This window comes from Proteus penneri, from assembly GCF_022369495.1.
Lineage (GTDB): Bacteria > Pseudomonadota > Gammaproteobacteria > Enterobacterales > Enterobacteriaceae > Proteus > Proteus penneri.
On sequence record NZ_CP059690.1, the window covers coordinates 1,419,492 to 1,431,912 of the forward strand.

Genomic DNA, 12,421 nt, shown 5'->3' on the forward strand with positions numbered 1-12,421 from the left:
GTAATAACGTTAAAGCCTGCTAATATGCGATGATAAAAATTACAGGTTATCTGAATACCAGCAACAGTTAATACTAAATTGATTGAGATATGTAATTTTTATCAAGCACCCACTTTTTATACATCAATTAAAGTTCACACTTCGTTTTTAAAACAGCCGTTTTTCTATGGTGGTCTAGTGCTAACTCAATTAATTTAGTAATTAATGATTGATAGCCTAAACCTGCACTCTGCCATAATTTAGGATACATGCTGATATTAGTAAAACCAGGCAGCGTGTTTATTTCATTAATCACAACACGATTATCTTGTGTTAAGAACACATCTACACGAGCCATACCTAAGCAATTAAGAACACGGTATGCTTTTAAGGCAACTTGGCGAATATGCAAACTTGTGTTTTCATCCATTACTGCAGGAACAACAACTTTAGCACCATCTTCATCAATATATTTTGTGTTATAAGCATAGAAAGCATCGTTTAATACGATTTCACCACAAGGACTAACTTCTGGATCTTCATTACCCAAAACAGCACACTCTATTTCACGACCTACAATAGCACTTTCAACAATTACTTTAAGATCGTATTCAAAAGCCATTTCTAATGCAGCGTTGAATTCTTCTTCATTATTAACTTTGCTAATTCCTACTGAAGAGCCTAGGTTCGCAGGTTTAATAAATAAAGGAAGTCCTAATTGACGCACCATTTCATTGTAATGAATATCATTAATTTGATGTGCCATAATGGTAATAAATGGTGCAACCGCTAATCCTGCACCATCAAGTAGACGTTTAGTAATATCTTTATCCATACAAGCTGCTGAACTCATGATATTAGGCCCCACATAAGGCATATCAATCATGTGTAATAAGCCTTGGAGTGTCCCATCTTCACCGTATGCACCATGGACAATTGGGAATACCACGTCGATTTGAGGTAATGCCTGACCATCTTCAAGTGAAATAAATTGTTTTTTTACACTACCTGGAATAATAGCAACTGCCCTTAAAGGTTTACTTAATGAAATAGTTTTAGGATTATCGCTATTTAGTAAATAATCAGTTTCTGAATATTCATGCCACTGACCTTGTTCATTAATACCGATTAAGCAAAGGTCGAATTTCGTTCGATCTAATTCATTAATAATATTTTTTGCTGACTGTAATGAAACTTGATGTTCTGTGGATTTACCACCAAAAATAATAGCGACTCTTAATTTACTCATTTTCTAACCTTTTATAGGACAGCTATAGCGAATAGGTAGCAATATATCATGATAAAAACCCCCAATGTAGGTAGATAGTTCTTATCTGAGAAAAATTACGATAAAATGATGAAATTCTATGATTTAGAGTGTTAAAACGTCACTATTTCAAGATATAGTGATGCAATAACAAGATCAATTCTATTGGTGTAAGGTAAACACCATGGCTGATGTAAACCAACCGAAATGAAAATTATTGATTATTCACACTTAAGATAATTTAAGAAGATTTTGCTTAAGCAAAAAGGATCACGATGCGATCCTTTCTTTTTTCTTATTTTATTAGCTGATATTCAATAAGATATAAAGATTGTGTCGTCGGATAAATATCTTTAATAAGCGCTTTCAATACTGGGAGTGTCATGCCTTCCTGTTGCGCGTGATACTCATTGATTTCGTCATAACGTAAAGGTGATACCGTTATGATTTTCAATTTTCCATAATAAGTACGATGTTCATTAGCAAATAATTCAACAATGCTTCCTGGCTTGTAATTACTTTCACTCTCATCTCGGATAGTAATCACTTTTTTTTCTTCAAGAATAGAAGGAATTAAACGCTCGAAAAAAGTAATTTCTGTTGGTATTGCCGACATAATATTGACTCATAAAATTATTGATAATCTGCTGATTATCTTATCATGCAATAATGACTTATTATTCTTTTTTGCCAAAATTAGGGTTATTCAACGCCTCTGTCTGAAGCAACTTAGCTTTGCGCTCAATTCCCCAACGATAACCTGATAATTCACCATTTTGTCGAATAACACGATGACACGGAATAGCAACTGCTAACTTATTAGCCGCACAGGCATTAGCGACAGCACGATATGCCTTAGGCGCCCCAATTTTATCGGCAATTTCCTGGTAAGTCATCGTGCTTCCAAAAGGAATATCTAATAATGCCCGCCAAACTTTCTGTTGAAATACAGTACCTTGGATATCAAGAGGTAAAGATAAGGGTTGTTTGGGTAACTCAATAAAGCCGATAACTTGTGCAATGACTTGCTCAAATTCTTCATTCGCACCAATTAATTCAGCCAGAGGGAATTGTTTTTGTAAATCGTCTAATAGCAACGCCGCATCATCACCTAACATAATGGCACAAATCCCCTTTTCACTTTGCGCCACAAGAATACTTCCTAAAGAACACTGCGCGATAGCAAAAAAGATAGCAATATTCTTGCCCCCTGTACGCCAATTCGTTGGCGTCATACCTAATATTGCTTTTGCATTTTCATAGAAACGACTATTAGCATTGAAGCCAGCTTGATAAATCGCATCTGTAATACTGCCATCTTGAACTAACGCCTTTTTTATTAATTTTTGACGATAAGCATTAGCATAATCTTTTGGAGTGATCCCCATCGTTGATTTAAATAAGCGATGGAAATGATATGGGCTTGCCATCACATGCTCTGCAATACTGCTTAGCGACACGTCACCGTTATTTTTTTCAATAAAACGGCAGGCTTGCTCAATAAGTTGGTTATGTTTATTTTCCATTATGGTAGTCCTTTAAATGCAGAATTATAGCTATTAGTAACAAAATATAATGAATAAAGAACTCCGTTTATTGCTCAATTACTCTGGTTCTTTAGATAGTGCCCATAGATAAAGCGATGCCGTAGAACCATAGGGTGAATAGCGTTTTCGATAACGAGCAAAGCGTATTTTATCTAATGTTTTATGACGATAAAGACGCATAATTCCACGTTGAATAGCTAAATCTCCCCAACTTAAAATATCTGGCCGATTAAGCGAAGAGATTAATAGCATTTCTGCAGTCCAAACCCCAATACCTTTTAATTGAATTAAAGTATCGATAACTTCTTTATCTGTCATATCAGGAATTTTATTTAGATTTAGTTTTTCTGAAATAACTGCGTCCGCAATACCGATAATATAACCGGCTTTGCGCATAGTCATTCCACACTGCTGTATCTCTTGTTCTGATAATTTTGCAATACGTTCTGGTGTGTAAATCCCCTCACATAATTTGAGTAATCGTAAATTAACGGTTTCGGCAGCAGAAACTGAAATTTGTTGTTCAATAATGTTTTTAACTAATGCTGTAAATAAATCAGGAGTAAGAGGCCGTTTAATATCCCCTATTCTTTCAATAAGCGCGGCTAAACGCTTATCACGATTTTTTAAAGTATTTATCTCTTTCTCGCCATATTGAAAATACATAGCTATCTCATATTAAAATATACTAGATGACAGTATAACTTGAGAAATAAGGTATTATGCACTCCATTTCTTGCTTTTTTATTTTCAGTTATTAATGGGTGATTTATTAAAAGAAGGGCCTAAAGATATAAATGAACTTGCAAAAAAACGAATTCAATTCCTTATGTTCTAAATAGAATATTAAGAATGTTAGCATCTGAAAGTATATTTTATGAATCGGAAGCTTCTCGTTATTCTCCTGCTCCAGCAAATAAAGTGATTAAAACAGAAACATACAACTCAATATTAGAAGTTGTATTAAATAATTTATTGAAATGAACATTTATTTTTAGCTAAAAAAAACCACTTTTTAAAGTGGCTTTTTTGTTTAATAAAATTATGCAGTTAATGCCAGTTTTGCACCAAAAAGCAAGAACACAGCACCAATACAACTATTTGATAATGAAGCTAACCGTTTGTTATGTTTTACTTTATTGGTAATTGCAACACCGCCAAAAATAAGGACTGATAAATAAAGCATACTGCATATTTCTAAAATAACACCTAATACAAAGAATGGTATACCTGCATTTTCATACTTAGGATCGATAAACTGAATAAAGAAAGAAACATAAAAAATGATCATTTTTGGGTTAAGCATGCTCAAAAATAACGCCTTAACATAAAGACCATCTTTTGCTTTTACTGTAACTTCAGTAACTTGCTCTGGTGTCTCATTTTTCTTTTGAAACGTTGTATATAACGTTTTTAATCCTAAATAGGTTAAGTAAAGAGCACCTGCATACTTAATAATAATAAAGAAAACGGGTGAAGTCTTGACTAATGAAGCAACCCCCAAAAATGCCAAAAAGATTAATAATGCATCACCCGTAAAAACACCAAGAGCGGCTTTATACCCCCCTTTTACGCCATGCTTCGCACTGGAAGTAAGAACGAAAATCGAGTTTGGACCTGGTACTAAGGTAATAAAAATAACGCCTAAAAGGTATGTCCAAATATTTGAAATACCGATACTTTCTAACATACGACGCCTTTTTCAAAAAAATAACATGCTGAATATGTGAGCCATCATATCCATAATAATATTTTTGTAAAACAATAATCTTCATAATTAATAAAGATAAGTTAATTACTCCACATTTTGATATAAAAAGCAGTTTATACCTCTTTCTTTATTTTATTTTTTAGAGTTAAAAACCAGTTTAAACATGCGTTATAGTATGATACTGAAATTAAATTTTATACAGATTTAATAATCACCTAAAAACTAATACATAGAATTATAATCTGTATTTTTGGTTATCTTTGGATGTAATATTCTATTGTTTGTTTTTTGTTATAGTTTATTATTCTTTTTGTGATCTTGAACCTATTTACTACTTTTAAAACCCAAACAATCTCACCTATTACATTGATAATAGTGATAAACATCACCCTGAACGTATTGTATGCCATGTATAAACGATTTTTTATGATAATTTTATGCAAACAGGTAAACTAACAATAAAACAGTTAGTGAAAGGTCTATGCCTAAAGATCAAATGCTAATAATTATTGGAGAAATATCTCCTTATCTGAGGGGATATATTGTTACTATGCACGCTATCGTGACATTGTCACCTTTATTTTACAAATGCGTTGAACAACACGCATTTACAAAAAGCGGAACCTTTATTAACGCCATATCGCGTATCACGACTCAGCTAGAGAACCATTATGGATGCACAACTGTATAAAGAATTTAAAATAGTAGAAAAAGCTTTTTGGTCAGAAATTTGTGAAAATAATATTCGTATTGGTGATCATACTCATTGCTTTATGACACCTATGGATGCTGCCATTTTTAACTTTATTTATCTACGCCAAGGCGCAACAGAAAGCTCATTTCAGCAAGCCAGCATCCTTTTTACTTCACAGAAAAAAGACCATATTTTGGTATTACCAGAGGCATTATTACCTGAATTTGAAGGAATAATAAAAAATGCAGGTTATACTGGTGATGGTATGACAACAGCAATGTATTTAACATTATCGGAAGCAATATTCCCGTCTTATAGTAATAATCCTTGCGATATTATTTTAACCAATCACAATCTTGAGCAGTGGGCGCGCCCATTAAAAACAGCGTTTCCAGTGGGAGATGATAGTGATGATACGATTGTTAATGAATATATTCGCTATCACCAGAAAGCATTAGATAATGGTGCCACTATTTTCCATTATGCTTTATTAGTTGAAGGTCAACCTGTATCGTCATTAACGCTAACATTACATGATAAATTAGCGCGATTTGACGATATTGGAACCGATATTGCTTATCAAGGCAATGGTTATGCAACTCATTTGATTAAGCATGTGTTAGAGTTTTGTCGTGAGCAAGGTGTAGAACGCTGCTTTTTAGATGCATCAGCAGATGGTTTGGCACTCTATCGTAAATTTGGTTTTAAACCACTCTTTAACTATTTAAGCTTTATTAACAAATAATTTCATAAGAAGGTTCAATCACTCTATTGAGCCTTCTTTTTTAATGCACAAATTTACTTATAAAATACTACACATCTTACTTAACAATATAAAAATTTAACTAATTGATAATTCCATTAATAAACAGTGAACTACCTGCAAAGATCAACATGGCATCCAATAACCATTGAAAAAGTCTTGGTGTTAGTTTTAATACCAGTTTCTTGCCAAGATAATTTCCTACTGTTAAGCCACAACCTACTAATACCCCGCTAATTAAGATAAAGCTATTAACTGCACCAAGTTGGCTAAATGTCAGGGCTTTGGTGAGATAGATAACAAATGAGGCAGCAGCTTCAGTCGCAAGTAATGGTCCTAATGTTAGACCATATGCCGAGAATATAGGGATCGTTAATGGTCCTGTGGAAAACACCACTCCCGTTAAATAGCCGATAACAGCACCAGCCATAATAACTTGGTAGGTTTTCATTTGGATTTGATATTTGCGTAGTAAGTGGAGCACGGGGATCATCAAAATGAAGAACAGCCCCATCCCGATATTGAGCCATTTTTCAGACATAACCCATAATGTATTGGCACCTAAAATAACCGCAGGAATACCAAGTAATAAATAATAAAAAAGTGGCTTAAAACGGATACTATGACGCCATAAGTAAATGCGAGACAAATTTCCCATTACTGAAGCTAATGCCATGATAGGTACGGCTTCCTTGGCACCAAATACATAAGTCAAAGCAGGTATTAATAAAATAGAAGATCCCGTTCCCACAACGCCACTGATTAAGCCAGACAAGATTGCCAATAAAATAACTGCGATAAAACTCATTATCATCCTTAAAGTTCAATAAGTTAAAGACGCTGTATCATACCTATCTTCTTTATTTTTACCTGTGATAAAATGTCACGGTATTGTGAGTTTTAATCAGATAGTCGCTTTATTTATGATAAATAAACCATAATGAGAAATTATGATGAGAAATCTTCCTCCACTGCCTTCATTGCGTGCTTTCTTAGTCGCTTGTCATAGCCAAAGTTATACTGAAGCCGCACAAACATTATGTGTCACTCATGGAGCGATCAGTCGCCATATCCAAGTTATAGAAAAATGGTTTGGTGTCACTTTATTCAATAAACAAGGTTTACGTCGAGTCCCCACTCCTTATGCATTGACACTGGCGCAAGAGTTAAGTGACGTTTTTGATAAATTAAATGATATTGGTTTTCGTTATGGTAATGGTGGAAAAAACGATATTTTAAATATCAGTGTTCCTACAACACTTTGTTTAAAATGGCTTATTCCGCGAATGGAGGATTTTTATCTTCAATACCCTAATGCAAATATCCAAATTGCCTCTGCAAATAGTGAACGATTTCATTTAATTAGTCATGATGATCTGATTATTCGCCCTCAACCTCAGCAACAAGAGTATTCATCTGTTGTTTTTTTAGAGGATAAGCATTGTTTAATTGCTTCTGAAAAACTCTTAAGACGTTACAGTGTCACTAAATTTGAAGATGTTTTTGACTGTCCTGTTATCGATACGCTTACTCGTCCTGGTCATTGGCAGCAATGGTTAATGGCGACCCACCTTAATACACAACGCTCATTCTTACGTCACTATCGCTTTGATCACTTTCATATTTCTCTTCAAGCCATTATTGAAGGATTAGGTCTAGGCATTGGTCCTGTTTCTATTTTATCGAATGAAATAAATAACGGTACTTTAAAAGTATTATTTCCTGATATCCAAATTGCACCAATAAGTTACTACGCTTTAACACCATTAGGAGTACAAAAAAACAAAACACATCTTGATTTTGAACAATGGCTCACCCAACAAAAAAGTTAATCATTATTAATGAAATAATTGATTTTTTTTCATAAAAATGGCGATTTAAATCCTATTAATGACACTTTTTAGAACTATCCACCAGCCAATTTATTAAAAATACCTAATGATAACTTCTTTTTTATGAATATCTGAAAAAGCTAATTGTGCTATTTTTATAATTCATACCCCCTCTCTACCAAATACATTAAAATTGTTTTAATTCAATTAAGTAAATTCAATAAATAAGAAAATTAACCTATATAAATTATTTTAATTTTAAATAATCGGTTATAGACACTTATTGTTTAACTTAAATTAACGTTCTATGCTGATATATAAATATAAGTTTTATTAATTTATTTGCTGACAACGAAGGACGATAAGATGTCTGTAGCTGTGACCAAAAAATCAGTAGAAAAACTAATTAATGGATATGAGCCTGATCCTTTTGCACTTCTTGGTATGCATGAAACATCAGTTGGCTTAGAGGTTCGTGCTTTTTTACCAGATGCAGTTGCAGTTAGTGTTATTGATAGAAAGAATGGACGAAAAGTCGCAACACTAGAGCGTATACACCCCAGTGGTTTTTTTTGTGGCGCGATCCCTCGACGTAAACGTCGTTTTAGTTACTGTTTAGATATAACGTGGGAAAATGCACAAGGTGTTGTTGATGATCCCTATCAATTTGGCATTTTATTGCAAGAAATGGATATTTGGTTTTTAGCTCAAGGCCATCACTCCCGCCCTTATCAATGTTTAGGCGCTCACCCTGCCAAATTGGGTGATATTGATGGTATTACTTTTGCTGTATGGGCACCCAACGCAAAAAGCGTAAGCGTTGTAGGCGATTTTTCATTCTGGGATGAACGACGTTTTCCAATGCGACTACGTCGTGAAAGTGGAATGTGGGAGCTTTTCCTTCCCCAAGCGCATCTTGGGGATTGCTATAAATATTCTATCCTTGATGCGAATGGTGAACGTCGTTTAAAAGCAGATCCTTATGCTTTTGAAACACAAATACGCCCTGAAACTGCCTCAATTATCAATACATTACCCCCCATCAAACCAATGCCATTATCGCGTCAGCAGGCGAATCAACGTAATGCACCTATCTCTATTTATGAAGTTCATCTAGGGTCATGGCGCCGACACACTGACGATCAAAGTTGGTTAAGTTATCGTGAACTAGCCGAACAGTTAATTCCCTACGTTAAAGAAATGGGCTTTACCCATATCGAACTATTGCCCATTAATGAGCACCCCTTCGATGGCTCATGGGGATATCAACCGTTAGGGTTATATTCACCAACTCGTCGCTTTGGTTCACCTATGGATTTTCGTGATTTTATCGAAGCAGCTCATCAGGCTGAAATTAATGTCATTTTAGATTGGGTTCCTGGTCATTTTCCCGAAGATGATTATGGTTTACGTAATTTTGATGGCACATCACTCTATGAATATGCAGATAGACGTGAAGGTTTTCATCCCGATTGGAATACGTTGATTTATAACTATGGACGCAATGAAGTACTGAATTACCTTTCAGGCAATTTATTGTATTGGCATGAACACTTTGCGCTAGATGGCTTTCGTTTCGATGCTGTTGCCTCAATGCTTTATCGTGACTATAGCCGAAAAGAAGGTGAATGGATCCCAAATAAACACGGTGGACGGGAAAACTTAGAAGCCATTGATTTTATTCGTCATACCAACAAGTTATTAGGTGCAACTTGTCCGGGTACGATCACAATTGCAGAAGAATCAACTGATTTCCCAGGTGTTACCTTACCGCCTGATGCTGGTGGCTTAGGTTTTAATTACAAATGGAATATGGGTTGGATGCATGACACGTTAGCTTATATGCAACGTGATCCTATTTATCGTAAATACCACCATAATCAAATGACCTTTGGCATGCTCTATGCCTATAACGAAAACTTTATTTTGCCTCTTTCTCACGACGAATTTGTGTATGGCAAAGGCTCATTGATTGGTCGCATGGTTGGCGATGATTGGCAAAAATTTGCCAATTTACGTGCCTATCTCGGCTTTATGTGGGCTTATCCTGGCAAAAAATTACTCTTTATGGGGTGTGAGTTTGCACAATGGCATGAATGGAACCATGACAGTAGCTTAGATTGGCATCTTCTTGAAGAGCCAAATAGTCCGCATCAAGGTATTCAACATTTTGTGCGAGATTTGAATCTTTCCTACCGAGCTAATGCTCCGCTTTATGAATGTGATTTTGAGCGCGAAGGCTTTGAGTGGCTTACCGTTGATGATCGCGATAACTCTGTTTTTGCTTTTTGTCGTAAAGATACACAAGACAATGAAGTCATTGTCATCAGTAATTTCACGCCTGTTGTGCATCACAATTACGTTGTTGGTGTAAATAAAGCAGGTACATATCGGGAAATTCTCAACAGTGATTCTGAGTTTTATAACGGCAGTAACGTAGGAAACTTAGGTGAAATAGAAACAACCGCAAGTGAATTTAATGGCAAACCTTATTCATTGTCATTGTCGCTGCCTCCGCTTGCGACACTGTATTTAAGATTGAAGGATTAATATGTCTTTAGATTATGGGCGTCCTTTTCCTATGGGGAGTCATTATGATGGCTATGGCGTAAATTTCACACTCTTTAGTGAAAACGCCACTAAAGTCATTCTTTGTCTGTTTGATAAAGCAGGCAAAGAGATCCGCTACCCATTACCGGGTAAAACAGGCGCAATTTGGCATGGATATTTGCCCGGTGCTGGACCTGGGTTACATTATGGTTATCGTGTAGAAGGCGAATGGAACCCTGATCAAGGATTGTTCTATCAACCTCAGCAGCTATTATTAGATCCTTATGCAAAACAAGTGACAGGTATTGTTGACAATACATTACCTTACACCTCTCCTGTTTTTAATGCATTAGAGCATGATGATAGTGCGATTACACCTAAAGCAGTTATTACGGATGATAGCGGTTGCTTTTGCCATTTTTATAAAGAAAAAGGCACTTATCAGCGATTAAATACGCCATGGTCAGAAACTATTATTTACGAAGGACATGTAAAAGGACTGACAAAACTGCATCCTGAAATACCCGAAAATTTACAGGGTACTTATGCAGCATTAGGGCATCCTGCTTTTATTTCACATCTGAAAAAACTAGGTATTACGGCATTAGAATTGCTGCCTATTCAATATCATTTAACAGAGCCACATCTTCATAAAATTGGTTTAAAAAACTATTGGGGCTATAACGTATTAGCGCCTTTCGCTTTATCGACTCAATATTATTCTAATTTAGGTCAGAATATTATTGATGAATTTCGGGAAGCCGTAAGATGCTTACATAAAGCCAATATTGAGGTGATTTTAGATGTGGTATTTAACCATACTGCGGAATTAAGTGATCAATTTGAAGGTTATATTGTTTCGCAACGTGGTATTGATAACCAAAGCTATTATTGGCTAAACGACGAAAACAAAGCTCAAAATTGGACGGGTTGTGGTAATACACTCAATTTAAACCGCCCTGAAACGGTGCAATGGGTGATGGATTGCCTACGCTATTGGGTGACAGAATTTCATATTGATGGTTTTCGTTTTGATTTAGCGACAAGTCTTGGTCGAGTCCCTTATTTTGATACTCAATCACCACTACTAACAGCGATACGGCAAGATCCGCTGTTATCTCGTATTAAACTTATTGCGGAGCCTTGGGATTTAGGCTCTGATGGTTATCAAGTTGGTAATTTTCCTGTTCCATTTACAGAATGGAATGATAGCTATCGCGATGTTATTCGTCGTTTTTGGTTGTGGCGTGACGTCTCTATTGCGACATTTGCAGACAATATTACGGGCTCTGCAAAGTTATACCATAAAAACGGTCGGCCTCCCTATTCTAGTATCAATATGATAACGAGCCATGATGGCTTTACACTGCGAGATTTAGTGAGTTATCAGAATAAACATAACGAGGAGAATGGTGAATCAAACTTAGATGGGCATAACACCAATTATAGTGTGAATTTTGGTGAAGAAGGTTTGATAGTTAACGAAAAAACAAATCAACACAGATTGCTTGCAACAAGGAATATGCTGGCAACTTTACTGTTTTCTAGAGGAACACCTCATTTACTCGCTGGTGATGAAGTGGGTAATACGCAATATGGTAATAACAATGCTTATTGTCAGGATAATAAAGTCAGTTGGATCAAATGGTTTAAACGGCCTTACAACTTAACTGATTACATTCACCATCTCATTAAATTACGTCACCAAATTACACCTTTAAGTTCGCTTAAATGGTGGGAGGAAGATAGCCAAAATATTATTTGGTTAAATCAGAATGCTCAACCTATGAGCCATGAAGATTGGCAACAACTTCCCCCATCACCATTACAACTTCTTTTCGCTGAACAATGGATCTTAATGTTTAACCCATTAAGAAACAGCATAGTTTTTTCTTTACCTGAAGGGTATTGGTCTTGCTTGCTTGATACGACTAGCTGGCCTGATTGTCATCCGGCTCAATTTGAACATTGTGAAGTACAACCTAACAGTATCACTCTTTGGCGAAAGCGTGTTTTTTATACTCAGTCTTCTACTAAAAAATTACCCATTATTTCCTCCCAGATTAAGTGATTTGATT

At 35.5% G+C, this 12,421-nt stretch carries 10 protein-coding genes; 4 read left to right on the forward strand and 6 right to left on the reverse strand.

Features of this window, described 5'->3' with window-relative positions; translation table 11 throughout:
• Positions 1 to 127: 127 nt before the first annotated feature.
• From ddlA to leuE, 5 genes are all read right to left on the reverse strand, one after another.
• On the reverse strand, positions 128 to 1,228 hold the full coding sequence (ddlA, locus tag H1225_RS06500) for a D-alanine--D-alanine ligase (protein ID WP_006536812.1): 1,101 nt from the start codon (positions 1,226 to 1,228) through the stop codon (positions 128 to 130).
• Between the two features lie 313 nt (positions 1,229 to 1,541).
• A complete protein-coding gene (yqfB, locus tag H1225_RS06505) occupies positions 1,542 to 1,862 on the reverse strand; it encodes a N(4)-acetylcytidine aminohydrolase (RefSeq protein ID WP_006536811.1) in 321 nt (106 codons plus the stop codon).
• A 61-nt stretch (positions 1,863 to 1,923) separates the two neighbouring features.
• The gene (ada, locus tag H1225_RS06510; protein WP_161671536.1) at positions 1,924 to 2,772 is read right to left on the reverse strand and encodes a bifunctional DNA-binding transcriptional regulator/O6-methylguanine-DNA methyltransferase Ada; all 849 of its coding nucleotides are present in this window, start codon (positions 2,770 to 2,772) and stop codon (positions 1,924 to 1,926) included.
• Between the two features lie 78 nt (positions 2,773 to 2,850).
• A complete protein-coding gene (locus H1225_RS06515) occupies positions 2,851 to 3,459 on the reverse strand; it encodes a DNA-3-methyladenine glycosylase family protein (RefSeq protein ID WP_161671535.1) in 609 nt (202 codons plus the stop codon).
• Positions 3,460 to 3,835: 376 nt separating this feature from the next.
• Entirely contained in the window at positions 3,836 to 4,483 is a 648-nt protein-coding gene (gene leuE, locus H1225_RS06520) for a leucine efflux protein LeuE (RefSeq protein WP_072063941.1), read from the reverse strand.
• 692 nt (positions 4,484 to 5,175) lie between these two features.
• Between leuE and H1225_RS06525 the strand changes: the two genes are divergently transcribed.
• Positions 5,176 to 5,943 (forward strand): GNAT family N-acetyltransferase, encoded by a 768-nt coding sequence (locus H1225_RS06525; protein ID WP_072063942.1) that lies wholly within the window; start codon positions 5,176 to 5,178, stop codon positions 5,941 to 5,943.
• 100 nt (positions 5,944 to 6,043) lie between these two features.
• Here H1225_RS06525 and H1225_RS06530 read toward each other — a convergent pair whose 3' ends face one another.
• Complete coding sequence (locus H1225_RS06530) at positions 6,044 to 6,769, reverse strand: sulfite exporter TauE/SafE family protein (protein WP_167426081.1); 726 nt, start codon at positions 6,767 to 6,769, stop codon at positions 6,044 to 6,046.
• Positions 6,770 to 6,911: 142 nt separating this feature from the next.
• Between H1225_RS06530 and H1225_RS06535 the strand changes: the two genes are divergently transcribed.
• From H1225_RS06535 to glgX, 3 genes are all read left to right on the forward strand, one after another.
• Positions 6,912 to 7,793: a LysR substrate-binding domain-containing protein gene (locus tag H1225_RS06535; RefSeq protein ID WP_082147359.1), complete on the forward strand. Its 882-nt coding sequence runs from the start codon at positions 6,912 to 6,914 to the stop codon at positions 7,791 to 7,793.
• A 366-nt stretch (positions 7,794 to 8,159) separates the two neighbouring features.
• Positions 8,160 to 10,343 (forward strand): 1,4-alpha-glucan branching protein GlgB, encoded by a 2,184-nt coding sequence (gene glgB, locus H1225_RS06540; protein WP_006536798.1) that lies wholly within the window; start codon positions 8,160 to 8,162, stop codon positions 10,341 to 10,343.
• Position 10,344: 1 nt separating this feature from the next.
• On the forward strand, positions 10,345 to 12,414 hold the full coding sequence (gene glgX, locus H1225_RS06545; protein ID WP_161738104.1) for a glycogen debranching protein GlgX: 2,070 nt from the start codon (positions 10,345 to 10,347) through the stop codon (positions 12,412 to 12,414).
• Positions 12,415 to 12,421: the final 7 nt, after the last annotated feature.

Bases quoted from the DNA above. Each gene is read 5' to 3' on its own strand.
- ddlA (WP_006536812.1), bottom strand. From the start codon at position 1,228: ATGAGTAAATTAAGAGTCGCTATTATTTTTGGTGGTAAATCCACAGAA.
- yqfB (WP_006536811.1), bottom strand. From the start codon at position 1,862: ATGTCGGCAATACCAACAGAAATTACTTTTTTCGAGCGTTTAATTCCT.
- ada (WP_161671536.1), bottom strand. From the start codon at position 2,772: ATGGAAAATAAACATAACCAACTTATTGAGCAAGCCTGCCGTTTTATT.
- H1225_RS06515 (WP_161671535.1), bottom strand. From the start codon at position 3,459: ATGTATTTTCAATATGGCGAGAAAGAGATAAATACTTTAAAAAATCGT.
- leuE (WP_072063941.1), bottom strand. From the start codon at position 4,483: ATGTTAGAAAGTATCGGTATTTCAAATATTTGGACATACCTTTTAGGC.
- H1225_RS06525 (WP_072063942.1), top strand. From the start codon at position 5,176: ATGGATGCACAACTGTATAAAGAATTTAAAATAGTAGAAAAAGCTTTT.
- H1225_RS06530 (WP_167426081.1), bottom strand. From the start codon at position 6,769: ATGAGTTTTATCGCAGTTATTTTATTGGCAATCTTGTCTGGCTTAATC.
- H1225_RS06535 (WP_082147359.1), top strand. From the start codon at position 6,912: ATGATGAGAAATCTTCCTCCACTGCCTTCATTGCGTGCTTTCTTAGTC.
- glgB (WP_006536798.1), top strand. From the start codon at position 8,160: ATGTCTGTAGCTGTGACCAAAAAATCAGTAGAAAAACTAATTAATGGA.
- glgX (WP_161738104.1), top strand. From the start codon at position 10,345: ATGTCTTTAGATTATGGGCGTCCTTTTCCTATGGGGAGTCATTATGAT.